The following is a 17,053-nucleotide window of genomic DNA, read 5'->3' on the forward strand; positions in this document are numbered from 1 at the left end:
GCCGTTATCGGTTCACTTTTCTGACGGCTCCCTGACCGGCGCCTTGTGGTCAAGCGAGGGTTCCCCAGGTCGATGCTCACGAGCGTCGACCTGGGGATATCGTCACCGGCGTCACCCCCGCCTGACACAATGGCGCCGATGTCTGCAGACGAACTTCTCGAAGCCCTTGACCCCGAACAACGCGAGGTCGCCACGGCCCTCCACGGCCCCGTGTGCGTCCTCGCGGGCGCTGGCACGGGCAAGACCCGCGCCATCACGCACCGCATGGCGTACGGAGTGCGCGTGGGGGCGTTCAACCCCCACTCGGTCTTGGCCGTGACCTTTACCGCGCGGGCGGCGGGGGAGATGCGCACCCGCTTGCGTCAGCTCGGCGCCGACGGCGTGCAGGCCCGCACGTTCCATGCCGCAGCCCTGCGCCAGCTGAGCTACTTCTGGCCGCAAGTGGTGGGCGGGCAGATGCCTTCCCTCGTGGAGCAGAAGGCGCCGCTCGTTGGCCGCGCCGCCAGGGCCGCCGGCCTGAGCGTCGACCGTCTCACCGTGCGCGACCTCGCCTCCGAGATCGAGTGGGCCAAGGTCACGCTGGTTGCTCCCGAGGACTACGTGCAGTTCACCACCGACACGGGTCGGCCCGCGCCGGCGGGGATCGAGCGCGCACAAGTCGTCGATGTCTTGCGAGCCTACGAGGAGGCGAAGACCGACGCGGTGGTGCTCGATTTCGAGGACATCCTGTTACTTCTGGCGGACATGATCGGCCGCCACCAGGACGTGGGCGACCAGATCAGGCGCCAATACAAGCACTTCGTGGTGGACGAATACCAAGACGTCTCCCCGCTGCAGGCATATGTGCTCGATCAGTGGCTCGGTGGACGGCGCGAGCTGTGCGTCGTTGGCGATCCCGCCCAGACCATCTACTCCTTCGCCGGGGCATCGCCGCAATACTTGTTGGGTTTTACCAGGAAGTATGAGGACGCAGCCATCGTGCGTCTCGTGCGCGACTACCGGTCAACGCCCCAGGTGGTGACGCTCGCCAACGGCATCATGGCTCAGCGCTCGAACGCCGGTGGTGGCCTGGAACTGGTCGCCCAGCGACCTTCGGGTCCGGCCGTGGCGTTTCACGCGTATGCGGACGATGGCTCGGAGGCGGCGGGTGTCGCCTCACGCATCGATGCACTCATGTCCGCCGGTGTCTCGGCGCGGGAGATCGCCGTGCTGTACCGCACCAACAGTCAGTCAGAGGCCCTCGAGGAGGCGCTCGCGACGCGGGGCATCGGCTACCTGGTGCGCGGCGGTCAGCGATTCTTCGGGCGCGAAGAGGTGCGCAAGGCGATGCTCCTGTTGCGCGGGGCCGCCGTATCCGCAACGGACGAGCCGCTTGGCGTCCAGGCGCGCTCGGCGCTGGAGAGCGCCGGATGGACCGAGGAGCCACCGGCCGCACGCGGCGCTGTGAGGGACCGCTGGGAATCGCTCCAGGCGCTCGCGGAGCTTGCCGACGACACCGACGCCGAGTCCATCGCTGCCACGGGTGAGGGCGCGACGATGCGGACCTTCGTCGAGCAGTTAGCGGAGCGCGCATCATCCCAACACGCCCCCGCCGTCGAGGGTGTGACCCTCAGCACGCTCCACGCGGCCAAGGGCCTCGAGTGGGACGCCGTGTTCATGGTCGGAATGTCCGAGGGGCTGTTGCCCATCTCGCTGGCCGAGACGGATGAGGCGATCGAGGAGGAGAGGCGCTTGCTCTATGTGGGCGTCACGCGTGCCCGCGAACACCTGAACCTCAGCTTCGCACGCTCGCGCAGGGAGGGCGGCAAGGCGACGCGCAAGCGCACGAGGTTCCTCGAGAAGTGGTGGCCCGATGCGCGGCCCGCTCAGCAACAGCGTGCGGCTCGCGCCACGTCCCACGACCTCGATGTGGACGAGTTGAAGCTCTTCGAGGCGCTCAAGGCGTGGCGATGGGAGCACGCCCAGGCCGATGCGAAGCCTGCGTTCACCGTGTTGGTGGACAGCTCCCTGATCTCGATCGCGAGGAGCAGGCCGCAAACGCTGGGCGAACTCGCGAAGGTGCACGGCGTGGGTGCCACCAAACTGGACCGCTACGGCCTGGAAATCCTCGAGGTCGTCGCCGCCCACTGAGGTCGCGCAACGGACTGCACGTGTGCATCACACGCTGCGGCAGCTCACTTGAATCGCGCCCTGTGCGCGGCGAGCTCGTCTCCCACCGGAGCCGCAGCACCGCAACCGCAATCGGTGTCTGGGGTCACGGTGCGAAATGCCGGTGGCGCCCCCGTCGTCAGGCTCCAGACGCTATCGAGCCAGGCGCGCGCGTCGCCGGCGCGCCACGCGCCGAGAGCACCGCACACAAGCCCAGCGATCGAGGCCGCCACGTCCGCGTCCGCAGTTGGCGGAGCCACAGAAGGCGCGCGAAGTTGGAGGGCCAGGCGCGGCCACGCGGGGTCCACGGCGGCCCTCGCAAGTCCGTCGCAAAGCCCGCAAGCTCCCTCGCCAGGCACCGCGAACGGGCCGACCATGGCCCCGCGTTCATCCGTCACCACAAACAGGTGTGGCGTATCCGTCGACATGAAGGCTAGGGCGGCATCGAGCGCGGGCGCCCCGTGCGATATCAGGACCCACGCGTCTGCGCGAGCCGCACTCACGCGAACCGCGGCTCCCGGAACGAGCCTCGCGACGGTGTCCGCCGCCGCCGACTGGCGCGTCGTCGCGAGAGTCCCCGGAGCGTACGTGTGAGGAGGGCTCGCCGACGCAGGGGCGTCGTCTTCGAAGTGGACGGCCCACCCTGCACGGGCAAGGGCGATGCCCACGTTCAGGCCCAGTGGCCCAGCATCGTTGAGGGCCACAGTGCGGCGTTCGGTGGGCCGGTTCGCGAGCAAACCTGCGTCCTCAAGGCGCGAGACGATCTCCTCAAAGGGGGCGCTCGCACGGTTCGTGACCGAATTCGCGGTCTCAAGCCTCTCAACAAAGCGCCGCTGCTCGGCCGACAATCCGGAAAACACCACCGGCGAGCGCAAACCCACTTGAACCGTGCCGTCGCCCCTGTCAAGCACGCGAGAACCATTTCGCAGTCTCATCGCACCAGGGTGGCATCTGTGGGGCACACATGTGTCGCTATCCACAGGCCCCGGTCACCGAGCGGCCAAGAACCGCCTTGGGACGGCCAAGGACGGCCTTGGGACGGCAAAGGCCGGGCACCCGAAGGTGCCCGGCCTCAACGTCTGGAAAGGCGTTATGCCTTGCCGAGGATGCGGTTCAGCTTGGTGCCACACTCGGGGCACACGGCCTTTGCCATGCGACGCCCGTTCTCGGAGACGACAACGTCGCCCTCCGTGGTGCGCTTGGCCTTGCACTTCACGCAGTAGAACTCGCCCTGGTACTTCTCGGCCATGAGCTTTCTCCTTCTTGCCATCGTGCGGCGTGTGCCGCTGGTCCCCCACCTGAGGGTCCGTTGCGTCAAGCGTAGACGCGCTTCCCGACAATACCCGTTAGGCGCCGCTCGGGGTGTCCGATTCGTTATCCTCGCCGGAATTGCCTTGCCAGGTGCCTGAAAGCAGTTGCGCGATCTCGTTGTCGATGTCGTCGGCCTCGCCTGGGCTCGATGCTGCCTCCACCCAAACACGCCACTCGGCCAACTTCTCGGCGTCGGGAAGCAGGTCCGGGTGCGACCAGAAGGCGTCCCTCGCCTCGGACCCCACGCGGGTGGTGAGCATTCCCCACAGGTCCGAGGCGTCGCGCAAACGACGCGGGCGGAGCGTCAGGCCAAGCAACGCGGAGAACGTGTCCTCGGCGGGCCCTCCGGCTGCGCGCCTCCTGCGCATCATTTCGCGCAGTTGGCCGAGCGCTGGCAGATGCGGCGCGGCCGCTCTCGCCGTGACCTCGTCCACCCAACCCTCGATCAGCGCGAGCCACGTCTCGATCGACTCGAGAGTTGTCTTCTGCTCCACGGTGTGCGCCGAAGAGAAGATTCCCGTGGTGAGCGCGGCCTGGAGTGCGGCGGGGTCGCCCATGCCGGCGTCCTTGACCGCGTTGTCCAGAGCCTCGATATCGACGGTCACGCCGCGCGCGTAGCGCTCGATTGCCGCGTGAAGCTGGCCAGGCAACCACGAGGCGGACTGGAAGAGCCTCACATGAGCGGCCTCGCGCAAGGCCAAGAACAGCCGCACATCGGCCACATCAACGTCGAGCCCCTCGGCGAAACCCTCGATTGCCCGCGGTACCACCACGACGCGGGGTTCCTCGACGAGAGGGATGCCCAGGTCGGTCGCGCCAAAGGCTTCGCGCGCCATCGCACCCGCTGCTTGGCCCACATGCATCCCGCACACGGTGGGGCTCACCGTGTCGATCAGCCCGCGGGTGGCCTCGCCGTCAAGAGCGCTCTCCTCGCTGCGGAGGACGCCGCCGAGGGCTTGAGACACCGACGATGCAACGGGTCCCGCCAGGTACTTCCAAGTCGGCAGGGTGGCTTCCACCCATTCGGCCCTGCTCCACACGGCGGGCTGGGCGCGCGACGGGTCAAAGTCGGTCGCGGCATCGAGCCACAACTCGGCTTGCGTGATGGCCGCCCTGTATTCGCGGGCCTGGGCGGCAGAGACGATCGGGTCACCGCCTTGAGCGGCGACGCCGCGCGCCACGTCGTGGGCGAGCGTCCAATTCACGTCTTCACCAGCCGATTGCGACATCAGTGCGCGAATCTGTGCGAGCACGTGGTCGACCATTCCAGGGGTGTTGCCCATGCCCGAGGCCTGCGCCAACGCGGACGGGTCCATGCCCATCCGTTGCATTTGCTCCATCGCCTCATCGGCGTCGTCGCCAAAGAGTTCCCTCAGCAGCCGCATCCACGGCTCTTCGGCGTCGGCCATCGTGTCTCCTTCAGAGTGCGAACCCACCGTTACCCACGGTAACGAACGGCGACCGCGATTGGGGCTGACGTTCGCTATGGGCAATGATGGATGGGTGACTGGTCCTGATGATGATGCGTTCGTCGCTTGGAGCGAGCGGTCGGCGACCCGCAAGGCGGGGGTGATGGCCGCCGCAGGCCTGTTGTCGTCGCTCCTGATTGCGGTGCTCACAGTGTTGCCGTCGCCGTACGCGATCGAAACGTCCGGACCAACCTACGACACCTTGGCGTCCAAGGACGGAACAGCGCTCGTCGCGATAGATGGGGCCCCGACGTATGCCTCTACGGGCGAATTGCGGCTCACCACGGTCTTGCTCAGCACCGGCGCCAAGCGCGCATTCACCATCGGCAGGGTTCTCGAGGCCTTTGTTTCTCCCAACAGCACCGTCGCTCCCGTGGAACGCGTCTACAAGTCCCCCCAGGCGCAAAAGCAGGAGGCGCGGCAGAGCGCCGATGACTGGATCTCGTCTCAAGAGTCCGCAACGGTCTCCGCGCTCGAGGCGAGCGGGGTCGTGGTGCCGGCCACGATGAGGGTTGCGAGCATTCTTGATACGTCCAACGCCAAGAACGTGCTCCAAATTGGTGACGTGATCACCGCGGCGGATGGCAAGAAGCTGGTCTCGTATTCGGACCTCACGCGAGTGCTCCAAGCGCACAAGCCTGGCGACAGCATCAGCCTGACCGTCGTCAGGAGCGGCCAAAGCGTCGACGTGACGTTCGATCTCATCGCCGCTACGGACGGGCGGGCGCTCATGGGAGTATCGATCGACCCCACCTTCAACCTGCCCATACAGGTGAAGGTGGACATCAACAATGTCGGGGGGCCGAGCGCGGGCCTCATGTTCGCCCTCGCGATCATGGACAAGCTCAGCCCTCAAGACGAACTTCATGGTGCGAAGGTCGCCGGCACGGGAGAGATCTACGTTGACGGCAAGGTCTACCCGATCGGCGGAATTCAGTACAAGCTCAAAGGCGCTCGCGAAGCCGGAGCGGACTACTTCCTAGCGCCCGTCGCGAACTGTCCCGACGTCATCGGGCACATTCCTGCGGGCCTCAGCGTTTATGCAGTCAACGACCTCACCGATGCCTATGCCGCCATCGTGGCTATCGGTCAGGGAAAGACCGACGGGCTGCCCACGTGCAGCGCAGCCTCCGATAAGTCCAACAAGTAAGGATCGCCCGTGAGTTTTGACGAGGAACGCCCCGTCCGTCGTCCGCGACCCGTCGACGTGCCACGACGCAGGTCGCCGCTAGCGGTTGCAGTTTTTGTGGTCGCCGTGGTGGTGGTCGTGACCGTGGTGTTTGCGAACGTGTGGACCGAGGTCGCCTGGTACAAGCAGGTCGGCTACTTCTCCGTGTGGCGCACACAGTGGGTCGCGCGCGCGGCGATCTTCGCGATCTTCGCCCTCGTATCGGCGTTCGCCGTGTGGGGCTCATTGCGCTGGGCGAGGTCCATTCGACCCGCGCCTTCCGCGCCCCGGTCCACGCCGCTCGATCAATACCGCGAGCAGATCCGGCCCATCGAGCGCGTCGTCACCAGACTCCTGCCTGTGTTTGTGGGCCTCATCGCGGGCAGCGTGATGGCAGGCAAGTGGATGGAATTCCTGACGTTTCTTCACCGCACGCCCTTCGGGGTGAAGGACCCGCAGTTCAATCTCGATGCGTCCTTCTACGTTTTCACACTTCCGGTGCTCAGCGCCATTGTCGATTTCGCGCTCGCGATCGCGGTCATGTGTGCCGTGCTCGCGGCGTTCGTGCACCTGCTGTATGGCGGGATTTCCGGCGGCGGCAGGCGCTTCGTCGCGAGCAAGGGAGCACGTACTCAGTTGGCGGTGCTCGGCTTCATCGTGATGGTCGGAATCGCCGCCGACTATGTGTTGAGTCGATTCTCCCTGATGCTCAATCAAGGAACCCGTTTCTCCGGCGCAAGCTATACCGACGTGCACGCGATTTTGCCTGCGCGGTCGATCCTCGCGGGCATCGCCATCCTCGTGGGCCTGATGTTCCTCCTGGTGATTTGGCGCGGCGACTGGCGGATTCCGGCAACGGGCGTGGGGCTCATGGCGTTGTCCGCCATCGTTGTTGGCGCCGTCTATCCTGCGATCGTCCAGAACTTTCAGGTGGAGCCCAACGCGCAGGATTTTGAGGCGAAATACATCCAGCGTGACATCAACGCGACGCGGTATGCGTACGGCATCGACAATGTGACCGCGACGCAATACAAGGCGACCACGCAAGCGAACGCCGATGCCTTGCGCGCCGATGCCGACACGACCGCACAGATTCGCTTGCTAGACCCCAACGTCGTTTCACCCACGTTCCAGCAACTCCAGCAGAACAAGCAGTACTACTCCTTCCCGAGCACGCTCACCGTGGACAGGTACCGCATCAACGGCACACTGAGCGACACCGTGATCGCCGTGCGCGGGCTCAACCTCGATGGACTCAGTGCCGAGAACCGCACGTGGGTCAACGACCACACCGTGTACACGCACGGCTTTGGCGTGGTCGCGGCGTATGGCAACCGTGTCGAGACAGACGGGCGACCCGTCTTCTACCAGTCGGGAATTCCCTCGACGGGTGAGCTCGGAACGTACCAGCCTCGTGTGTACTTTGGCACGGGCATGCCCGACTACTCGATCGTGGGGGCGCCCAAGGGCTCCACGCCGTGGGAACTCGACTACCCAGACGACAATGCCGGCGGACAGGTCAACAACACCTTCGACGGCAACGGCGGGCCCGCCGTGGGGAGCACGTTTGAGCGGTTGATGTTCGCACTGAAGTTCGGTGAACAGCAGATCCTCTTCTCGGACCGCGTGACCCCCGATTCGCAAATCCTGTATTACCGCGACCCGATACAAAGGGTCCAGAAGGTTGCGCCTTATCTCAAGCTCGACGCGACGACGTATCCCGCAGTCGTCGATGGTCGCATCGTGTGGGTAGTTGACGGGTATACCTCGACGGCGAACTTCCCCTATTCGGCGTCCATCACGTCGACGACGCTCTTTTCGAACCCAGATCCGCTGAACCCCACGGTCCTCAACTACGTGAGAAACTCGGTCAAGGCAACGGTGGACGCGTACAGCGGCAAAGTGACGCTGTACGCATGGGACCCGCAGGACCCGATCCTGCAGACCTGGCAGAAGGTGTTTCCCTCGACGCTCAAGCCGTACTCGGACATGAGCGGCGACCTGATGAGTCACATGCGCTATCCCGAGGACCTGTTCACGATTCAGCGCTATCAGCTCACGCGCTACCACGTCACAAACGCGTCCGACTTCTACTCGGGTCAGGACTTCTGGGCGAACCCCAAGGACCCCACGAACGAGGCGGTGGACCAACCGCCGTACTACCTGACCCTGCAAATGCCAGGTCAAAGCGTGCCGTCCTTCTCGCTCACTAGCAGTTTCATTCCCCAAGGCACGTCTTCGAGAAACGTGCTGACGGGTTTCTTGGCGGTCAACTCGGAGACGGGCAGTACGCCAGGGGTCAAGGATCCGGATTACGGCAAGCTTCGCCTCCTTGAACTGCCACGAGACACGACCGTGTCCGGTCCAGGCCAGGTACAGAACCAATTCCGTTCAGACACGGAGGCGCAGAAGGTGCTCAACATTCTTCGCCAAGGTGAGACCGATGTCATCAATGGCAACCTGCTGACGTTGCCCGTTGGCGGGGGACTCCTGTATGTCCAGCCGGTATACGTGAAGTCCTCCACGGGAACTCAGTTCCCGTTACTCCAGAAGGTCTTCGTGTCGTTTGGCGACCAGGTCGGCTTTGCCGACACGCTGTCAGGCGCACTGGACCAGGTATTTGGCGGTGGGGTAACGCCCGGTCTCAACCCGGGGACTACGAGCCCAACCCCAACCCCAACCCCAACCCCAACCCCAACGAACCCCAACGGAAGCGAATCGCGCGTGGCGCTTGCGCAGGCGTTGAGCGATGCTCAGAAGGCGATACAGGACGGCCAGGCTGCCCTCGCCAACGGAGACTTCGCGGCATACGGCGAGGCCCAGGATGCGCTGAAGAGTGCGCTCGCCAGGGCCATCGACGCCGAGTCTACCTTGGACGGTACGGCGAGTACGGGTGTGACGGCCCCGACCCCGACGCCGCAGGCAACGCCCACGCCCACGCCGTCCAAGCCGGCGGTGGCACCAGCGAGCGCCTAGCGCCCGTCAACACCTACTGATGGCATGACTGGGGCCCGCGGTTTCCCGCGGGCCCCAGTCATTGTCAAGTTCGGTGGAGAGCCATCGGCTAGCACGCTGCAGTTAGGACACCTCGGCCTCGTGGCGCGTTGTGACGCGGATGATCATCGCGAGGAAGACCCACGACACGAGCATTGCGATGGAGCTTGCCCACATGAGGCCCACAATCGGGTCGAGGGCCTCGGGATGAGCGAGTTTGCCCGTTGACAAGTCAATAGCCGTGAACTCCGGAATCACAGACGCCACGGACACGCCGACGGCCGCCACGTAGGCGATCCACCAGCCGAGCAGAATGCCCATCCCTGCCCGCGCCTTGGTGATCGCCCTCATTCCAAGGAGCGGCAACACGATGTTGGCGACCGGAACAAACCAACCCCACCACTCGACCGCAGGGGGACCTCCGATCGTCTCGCCGCGTGCCTTCCTCGCCGCACGAATCCTGGACATCCACAGCGCGAGAAGGACGAAACTTGCGATCGACAATGGGATGCTGAGAGCGGACACGGGGCTCTGGCCCGCAAATAGCGATGCGCTTTGGGGGTCCGCGAGTCGTTGCTTGAGTCCCTCGACCATGGCGGGAGCCGACACCGCGCCAAGTACCGAGGTCGCGGCGTACGCGCCGGTCAGGATGGTGGCCCACAGCGCGACCTTGTTGGGGGCCGCCGCTTGCACGGTGATTGGTACGTAACCGGGAGGAGCCATGGGCGTGTAACCGGGAGGAGCCATCGGCGCGGGCGTCGGGGAAGAGTCCGAAGTCGGTGAAGCGAAGGGATCTGGCGTTGCTGGTGGTGTCGTCATAGCAACGACGCTAGTCAAGTTGGGCAAAGACCGCATCCTGCTAGCGCATGATGATGAATCATTCCGGAGGCCGATTAGGCGCTCGCCACGGCACGCGGTAGAGTTCATATCCGCGCACGACGCGCACCCGACGCGGGGTGGAGCAGTTCGGTAGCTCGCCGGGCTCATAACCCGGAGGTCGCAGGTTCAAATCCTGTCCCCGCTACGAAAGATGAAGGCCCTGACCTAGACCGGTCGGGGCCTTTGTCGTTTTCCACGGGAAGTGTGCTTCGCCTCGTGGCGTGGCGGGCGTGGCGGGCGTGGCGGGCGTTGGATTCGGCAGAGTGGTGAGAAAAGGGTGCCGAATTGGCGCGATGACAGGGGTCCGCTGGCCAGCGAGACCCCGCTTCCCATGATCCCGCCGGACTTCGCCTAGGCGCGCGTCGGCACGACTTGCCGGCATCCGGGCCGGTGGGCCTGCACCGGCACCATTCGGGCGCGAGTACTCTGGTGGATCGTGCGTGCCGGGCAACCGACGCGCCTCGACCGGAGGCCCCATGAAAACGACAGCCTTGAGCGAACCTGTCCCTGTCCGCTCACGCTGGTGGAACAGCCGTGTTGTTCTCCTCATTGCCTTCGCGTTCTCGGTCATGGCGGATCCCGTGTCCTCGGTCGCCTACGCGATCGAGGCGGCGCTCAGGGCGCTCGGCGGCAGGCTTGACCTACTCGTTGCCGCGATGGCGGCGGTCGTGTTCGTCGTCGCGCTTGTCGTGACTTCCTACCACCAGCTCGTCGCACGCTTTCCCGAGGGGGGCGGCTCTGCCGCGGCGACGGGCAAGGCCTTCGGTGAGGGCTGGTCATTCGTGCCGATGGGCGCGTTGGTGGTCGACTTCGTCTTGACGATCGCCATTTCGGTCTCCGCGGGATCTTCCGCGATCACTCGTACGTGCTAGGTGTGGCGCCTCATCGGTTGTGGCTCGCGCTCGGCCTGCTCACTCTCGTGGCGCTCCTGATGCAGTTCGGTCACTTGGGACGCGCGGTGTTCGCGGTGCTGACGCTCGTTTTCCTCGTCATCGGTGCGACGGTCCTCATCCAGGCCTTGGGGGATTCTGCGGCCGCCGTGATCAGTGAGCCCGCCCTGACCAAATCCGCGCCCCTCGCCGTCATCCTGGCCTTCCCTGTAGCCATGGCGCTCGCCACCGGGGTCGAGGCCCCGTCCTCGGCGATCGCCCAGCTTCCTCAGCTCGATGACGCCGGCAGGCGTGCCTTCGGACGCTGGGCGCTGTGGCTCACTCTCGGCATCGTGGGCGTACTGACGATCGGACTGGCGGTCGCGGCGGTTCACCTTCAGATTGGGGTGCCTCGCGAAGACGCGACGCTGGTCGCCAACATCGCGCGAGCCGGCAGTTCCGGAAGCGTCTTCGCGGCCTTCCAAGGCGCCACGGCTTTGCTGCTGCTCTCCGCTGCGAGTTCATCGTTCCAAGCCGGACCTGGTCTTCTCAAGGCCCTTGCCCGCAGCACGACGCCAGGGGAAGCTCTCCATGGAGTGTTGCCAGTCGCCCTCGGCCGCATGAACAAGCATCACGTTCCCCTCGTGGGCGTCGCCATATTCTTCGTGCTCTCCGCAGCAGTGGTCATCGCCGGGGGAGCGGAGGATCAGGAGCTCGTGTTGTTCTACGCGGTGGCCGTCTTTGTCAGCTTTCTCATGGGGCTTACCGCGATGTCGTACTTCGCATATCGCGAGCGGCACTTCGGTTGGCTCATCCTCAACGTCTCGGCGGCAATTGCGGTGGCCTTCACGCTCGTCGCCAACCTGTTTAGGCCCGCCGCCATCGGGTCTCTTGGCGCCACGGCGATCGTGGCTGGCGGGCTGTACGTCGCGTGGGTGCGCGCGGGCCGCCCCCGTGGAGCGTCACATGCGCTCGCCGAGGCTGAGGCTCCGGAGGACCCGACCGTATAGCCTTCTCGCGTGCCCACCGCTCGCGTGAATCCTCAGGCTCCCTCCCCCCGACGGCTTGGCCTCGTGGGGGCCGTAGGCATTGGCATCGGGTCGATGCTCGGCGCCGGTGTCTTCGTCGTCTGGGCGCCCGCGGTGGCCGTGGCGGGGCGTTGGCTGCTTGCCGCGATCGCGCTCGCGGCCCTCGTGGCGGTGATTAACGCCGCGTCGACCGCTCAGCTCGCCGCCATTCATCCCGTGGCGGGGGGAGCGTACGCCTACGGTGCGCGCGAACTCGGCCCAGCGTGGGGCTTCGTGGCAGGGCTTGGATTTGTGGTGGGCAAGATTGCGTCGGTCGCCGCGATGGCGCTCGCCATCGGGTCCTATGTGTGGCCCGCTCACGCGCCGATCGTTGGGGTGGCGGTGGTCGCGCTCGTATGGGGGCTCAACGCTAGAGGGGTGAGCAGGACGGCGTGGGCGACGACGGTCATCGCCGTCATCGTGCTCGTGGGAATCGCGGCCGTCGTCGTCGCCTCGCTATCGACGAACGTTGAGTCGGTGCACAAGGTGGAAACGGCGCCCATCACGGTGGTGGGCGTTGCGTCGGCCGCCGCGCTCATCTTCTTCGCATTCGCGGGGTATGCGCGGCTCGCAACCCTCGGCGAGGAGGTGCGAGATCCCGCGCGGACCATTCCACGCGCCGTGGCGATCGCGTTGGCGATCGTCGTCGTCGTGTACGGAATACTCGGGGCGGTGCTGTTGAGAAGGCCAGGCGTGGCGGCCCTCATCGGCGCCGACGCACCGCTGACGCTCGCGGTCCCGGACATCGCTGTGTGGCGCTCCGCACTGGCGGCGCTGGCCGCACTCGCCGCGGGAGGTGCCCTAATCGCGCTCATGGCGGGGATCGGTCGCACCGCCATGGCGATGGCGCGGGCGGGGGACCTTCCCCGTGTCCTCGGGCGGACGAGCCCCACCACGGGTGTTCCGCAAATTGCGGAGGCCGTCGCGGGTGTGGCCGCGATTGCATTGGCGTGGTGGGCTGACCTTGGCTTCGCGCTCGCGATGTCGAGCGTCTCGGTTCTCACGTATTACGCGATTGCGAATGCGGCAGCCTTCGCGGCGCGCGGTCGCGCCACGGGCTTTGCGATTCCACGCGCGGTGTCGGCCGTGGGTCTCGTCCTTTGCCTTGCGCTCGCGCTGTCCCTCGATCGCGTGCCGACCCTCGCCGCGGTCGGAGTGGGCGTGGTTGCCGTGGTCGTGCGGGCGGTCGTACTCGGGGTCCGCAAGCGGGGGTTGGAATCTCGACAGGCGTCGCGGGGTTAATTCACTGACGGACCTATAGCGAGGAGAACCCCATGAAGGCCACATGGAACGGCACGGTCATTGCCGAATCTGCCGACACTGTCGTAGTCGAGGGCAACCACTATTTCCCGAGAGAGTCGATCAAGCCGGAGTTCTACCGCGAATCCGAGATGACGTCGGTGTGCCCCTGGAAGGGCAACGCCGCGTACTTTGACGTCGTCGTCGGCGACTCCGTCAACGCGGATGCCGCGTGGCACTACGACGCGCCAAAGGAAGCCGCCAAGCAGATCACCGGTCGCGTCGCCTTCTGGAAGGGCGTCGTCGTCGCCGACTAGCGACGCAAGAGGGACCCCGAAGGGAAGCACGTGCATCGCTCAGGGTGTGCCCTGAGTGGAGACAGGGGTGGTCGTCGTCCCTGGGACGGACGCCCAAATTCTGGTTGTCCTGTTAGGTTTCGAAGATGCAAGCCATCGCAACCCAGGGCCTCACCCGAACTTTCGGGTCCGTGACCGCGCTTTCCCAATTGTCGGTCGAGATGCCGAGCGGAGTCGTCGGCCTGGTGGGCGCCAACGGCGCGGGCAAGTCGACGCTCATCAAGATACTGTTGGGCCTCCTTGCCCCCACCTCGGGCACCGCGACCATTTTGGGTCTCGACTGCCTCACCGACGGCCTCAAGATTCGTGAACTCGTCGGGTATATGCCGGAGAGCGAGTGCCTCCCTCCCGACGTCTCGGCCACCGAGTTCCTTGTCCATATGGGCCGCATGTCTGGCCTCCCCACCGATGTGTCGAGGGAGCGCACCGCGGATACCTTGCGCCACGTGGGGCTTTACGAGGAGCGGTACCGGCCCATCGGCGGCTACTCGACCGGCATGAAGCAGCGAGTGAAGCTCGCGCAAGCGCTCGTCCATGACCCCAAGCTGGTGCTGCTCGACGAGCCGACTAACGGCCTTGACCCCGCGGGCCGCGACGAGATGCTGGGCCTCATCCAGCGCATCAGCACCGACTTCGGCATCTCCGTCGTGGTCACGTCGCACCTGTTGGGTGAGCTCGAGAGGATCTCCGACCACCTCGTGGTCATCGAGGCCGGCGTGCTACAGAGGTCGACCTCCACCGCGGCCGCTACCACGATGAGTTCCGTGGTGCTCGTCGAGGTCACCGAACGAGCCGTCGAGGTCATCGCGCGGCTCACGGCCTCCGGCGCGAAGGTCGTCGCGGCAGAGACGGCGCAAACATTCGCCGTCGAGGTCGCGGACGAGCGCGTGCTCGACGACATCAGGGGGGCCGTGGCCGACCTCGACGTTGGCCTCATCAGGATGCAGCGCAGGCGCCACCACTTGGCGGAGATGTTCCAGGCCCGCGAGGAGGCGACCCATGGCTGAGCAACAGACCGCAGGAGTCATCCATGACATCGGCTTCAGGCATTACGACGGGCCCCGACTAGGTCGCGGCTGGATCGTTCGCTCGCTCCTGGTCGAGACGTTCAGGGGTGCCTTTGGTCTTGGGCGCCCCGCCAAGGCCAAGGCCATGCCGTGGATACTGATCGGCATCCTGCTGGCGCCGCCCGTGATCTTTGTGCTTGTCATCGTCCTCACGGGGATGGACAGGCTTCCGGTCTCGTATACCCAGTACTTCGGGTCGCTGCAGTTGATCATCTCGCTCTTCATCGCAGGCAGGGCCCCGTACGCGGTGTCCCGGGACCTACGCCACGGCGTCATGCCGTTGTACCTTTCGCGGCCGCTCAAGCGGGGCGACTACGTCCTCGCCAAGTTCGGGGGCGTGTCGCTCGCGATGTTCGCCATCCTGGCGGCGCCAGAGACGCTGCTGTTTGTCGGCGCGCTGCTGGCCAAGTTGCCTGTCGGCGCACAGATTGCCGGCTACGCCGAGGGTCTAGCGATGGCGGTAATCCTGGCGCTCATGTTGACGGGAATCGGCCTCGTGATCGCGGCCTTCACGCCACGCAGGGGGCTCGGCGTGGCGGCGATCATCACGACTCTTGTCGTCGCCAACGCGCTGGGAGCGATCCTCTCCGTCATCCTCAGTCAGATGGGCAACGCGACGCTGGGCGCCTACCTGAGCGCCGTCGACCCGTACAACGTCGTTGACGGGCTCGCGGGCTCGTGGTTCAGCGCCGACACGTCGATCACGGCCCTTTCCTCGCTTGGCTTCACCGGAGGGTTGGTATTCACGACCCTCGCGGTCGCGACCGTAGGGGGCTCGCTTGCCATCCTCTTGGCCCGCTACCGGAAGGTCGGTGTCGTATGAGCACGCTCGAGCTGCAGGGCGTCTCTCGCTGGTACGGCGACGTGGTGGCCGTCAACGACGTGACCATGACCATCGGTCCAGGGGTAACGGGACTGTTGGGACCAAACGGCGCGGGCAAGTCAACGCTCATCTCCATGATGGGCGGGTTCCTCGCGCCGTCGTCTGGAACGGTGACGCTCGACGGAGTGCCAACGTGGCGCAACCCCGGCGTTTACAAGGTCATTGGCTTGGTGCCGGAAGTCGAGTCTATGTACGACATGGTGACCGGCTGGGAGTTTGTGGTCGCGAACGCGAGGCTGCACAAGCTTCCTGACCCAGAGGGAGCCGCCCGCGCCGCGCTTGAACAGGTCGACATGATGGACGCGAAGGATCGCGGCATCGCGGGCTATTCCAAGGGCATGAAGCAGCGCGTGAAGATGGCGACCGCACTCGTTCACGACCCCGCCGTTCTGCTGCTCGATGAGCCGTTCAACGGGATGGACCCGCGCCAGCGCATCCACCTGATGGGCCTGCTAACGGCCCTGGGCGAATCGGGGCGCACCGTGCTGTTCTCGAGCCACATCCTCGAGGAGGTCGAGGAGATTGCGGGAACCATCGAGGTCATCGTTGCGGGCAGGCACGCGGCATCTGGAGACTTCAGGCGCATTCGCAGGCTCATGACGGAGCGCCCTCACCAGTACACGATCGACTCGAGCGACAACCGGCTGCTGGCCTCGGCCATCATCGCCGACGGGTCTGCCGACACGGTGGATCTCACCAAGCCGACGCTCTCTGTCCAGGCCTCGGACTTTGGACGCTTTGTGCACGCACTGCCGCGACTCGCGAGGGACAACGATGTGCGCCTGCTCGAGGTCACGCCCGCCGACGAGTCGCTCGAGAGCGTGTTCGCCTACTTGGTCGCGCGATGAGTGCGCGCGGAATGGGGACAACCCGATGAACCTCACGGTGATCCGACTGACGATGCGCGGCCTGCTGGGCCGTCGTCGGGCGATCCTGCTCCTCATCCTGCCTGCCATCCTGCTGGGGCTTGCAGGCCTCACACGCTGGTCGTCGGGAGGCGCCCCCGACGCGTCGGCCACGCTTGCGGGTCAGTTCGCGATGGGCACGCTCTTGCCTTTGATGTGCCTGCTCATCAGCACCGGCGTGATCGGCGCGGAGATCGATGACGGCTCGATTGTCTACATGCTTGCCAAGCCGATTCCTCGACGCACGATCGTGCTTTCCAAGATGGCGGTCGCGGTCGGCTCGGCCTTCGTGTTCGCGGTGCTTCCCACCATCATTGCCGTCGAGATCGCGGGGGACGACGGGGGCCGCCTCGCACTCGCGTTCGGGTTGTCGACGGCGCTCGCGGCCGTCGCCTACACGGCGCTGTTCGTGGCGTTGTCCGTGGCCACACGCAATGCGGTCATTCTCGGCCTGTTGTACGCGCTGCTGTGGGAGACGGTGTTGGGAGGTTACGTGCCCGGCATTCGTGCCGTGAGCGTGCGGCAGTGGGCACTGTCGGTCGGCGAGAGGACGTTGGGAAGCCACGCGGCTGCATGGGGGGTGTCCGCCGAGGTCGGCATCGTCACGGGCGTCGTCATGTTGATTGTCGCCACGGTTGCGGCCACGTTCCTCGCGGTCAGGAAGTTGCAGACACTGCGCCTAGTGTCGGTCGACTAGG

General features: G+C 65.7%; 15 protein-coding genes and 1 tRNA gene. 12 read left to right on the plus strand and 4 right to left on the minus strand.

Translation table 11 applies throughout. From position 1 onward, the window contains the following. Positions 1-138: 138 nt before the first annotated feature. On the plus strand, positions 139-2,130 hold the full coding sequence (locus tag BKA03_RS04330; RefSeq protein WP_062074483.1) for an ATP-dependent DNA helicase UvrD2: 1,992 nt from the start codon (positions 139-141) through the stop codon (positions 2,128-2,130). 44 nt (positions 2,131-2,174) lie between these two features. Here the strand turns inward: BKA03_RS04330 and BKA03_RS04335 are convergent, their stop codons facing one another. From BKA03_RS04335 to BKA03_RS04345, 3 genes are all read right to left on the minus strand, one after another. Continuing rightward, positions 2,175-3,083 (minus strand): hypothetical protein, encoded by a 909-nt coding sequence (locus tag BKA03_RS04335; RefSeq protein WP_152649493.1) that lies wholly within the window; start codon positions 3,081-3,083, stop codon positions 2,175-2,177. A 155-nt stretch (positions 3,084-3,238) separates the two neighbouring features. Beyond that, positions 3,239-3,397, minus strand: coding sequence for a DUF5679 domain-containing protein (locus tag BKA03_RS04340; protein ID WP_179397698.1), 159 nt, complete (start codon positions 3,395-3,397; stop codon positions 3,239-3,241). Between the two features lie 97 nt (positions 3,398-3,494). Beyond that, positions 3,495-4,868, minus strand: coding sequence for a zinc-dependent metalloprotease (locus BKA03_RS04345; protein ID WP_062074481.1), 1,374 nt, complete (start codon positions 4,866-4,868; stop codon positions 3,495-3,497). A gap of 94 nt (positions 4,869-4,962) precedes the next feature. Between BKA03_RS04345 and BKA03_RS15535 the strand changes: the two genes are divergently transcribed. Beyond that, entirely contained in the window at positions 4,963-6,078 is a 1,116-nt protein-coding gene (locus tag BKA03_RS15535; RefSeq protein ID WP_179397699.1) for a YlbL family protein, read from the plus strand. Positions 6,079-6,087: 9 nt separating this feature from the next. Then, positions 6,088-9,072, plus strand: a complete 2,985-nt coding sequence (locus BKA03_RS04355; RefSeq protein ID WP_083971302.1) for a UPF0182 family membrane protein — start codon at positions 6,088-6,090, stop codon at positions 9,070-9,072. Between the two features lie 102 nt (positions 9,073-9,174). On the opposite strand, the gene BKA03_RS04360 is transcribed toward BKA03_RS04355, so the two are convergent. Beyond that, positions 9,175-9,909, minus strand: coding sequence for a DUF4328 domain-containing protein (locus tag BKA03_RS04360; RefSeq protein WP_179397700.1), 735 nt, complete (start codon positions 9,907-9,909; stop codon positions 9,175-9,177). Between the two features lie 131 nt (positions 9,910-10,040). Here BKA03_RS04360 and BKA03_RS04365 point away from each other — a divergent pair. The 9 genes from BKA03_RS04365 to BKA03_RS04400 all read left to right on the plus strand — a co-directional run bounded on the left by BKA03_RS04365 (position 10,041) and on the right by BKA03_RS04400 (position 17,052). Further along, positions 10,041-10,114 (plus strand) — tRNA-Met (locus tag BKA03_RS04365). A gap of 331 nt (positions 10,115-10,445) precedes the next feature. Next, entirely contained in the window at positions 10,446-10,841 is a 396-nt protein-coding gene (locus BKA03_RS14990) for a hypothetical protein (protein ID WP_202965714.1), read from the plus strand. A gap of 2 nt (positions 10,842-10,843) precedes the next feature. Next, positions 10,844-11,848 (plus strand): APC family permease, encoded by a 1,005-nt coding sequence (locus BKA03_RS04370; protein ID WP_202965713.1) that lies wholly within the window; start codon positions 10,844-10,846, stop codon positions 11,846-11,848. A 9-nt stretch (positions 11,849-11,857) separates the two neighbouring features. After that, on the plus strand, positions 11,858-13,147 hold the full coding sequence (locus tag BKA03_RS04375; protein WP_238579386.1) for an APC family permease: 1,290 nt from the start codon (positions 11,858-11,860) through the stop codon (positions 13,145-13,147). Between the two features lie 32 nt (positions 13,148-13,179). After that, a complete protein-coding gene (locus BKA03_RS04380) occupies positions 13,180-13,461 on the plus strand; it encodes a DUF427 domain-containing protein (RefSeq protein ID WP_062074478.1) in 282 nt (93 codons plus the stop codon). 125 nt (positions 13,462-13,586) lie between these two features. After that, complete coding sequence (locus BKA03_RS04385; RefSeq protein ID WP_062074477.1) at positions 13,587-14,507, plus strand: ABC transporter ATP-binding protein; 921 nt, start codon at positions 13,587-13,589, stop codon at positions 14,505-14,507. After that, positions 14,500-15,390 (plus strand): ABC transporter permease, encoded by an 891-nt coding sequence (locus BKA03_RS04390; RefSeq protein ID WP_062074476.1) that lies wholly within the window; start codon positions 14,500-14,502, stop codon positions 15,388-15,390. Before BKA03_RS04385 ends, BKA03_RS04390 begins: the two co-directional genes overlap by 8 nt. Next, on the plus strand, positions 15,387-16,298 hold the full coding sequence (locus BKA03_RS04395) for an ABC transporter ATP-binding protein (protein WP_062074475.1): 912 nt from the start codon (positions 15,387-15,389) through the stop codon (positions 16,296-16,298). The genes BKA03_RS04390 and BKA03_RS04395 overlap by 4 nt, the downstream gene beginning before the upstream one ends. 25 nt (positions 16,299-16,323) lie before the next feature. Next, positions 16,324-17,052: an ABC transporter permease gene (locus BKA03_RS04400; protein WP_062074474.1), complete on the plus strand. Its 729-nt coding sequence runs from the start codon at positions 16,324-16,326 to the stop codon at positions 17,050-17,052. Position 17,053: the final 1 nt, after the last annotated feature.

Origin of the sequence: Demequina lutea (genome assembly GCF_013409005.1) — a bacterium.
Lineage (GTDB): Bacteria > Actinomycetota > Actinomycetes > Actinomycetales > Demequinaceae > Demequina > Demequina lutea.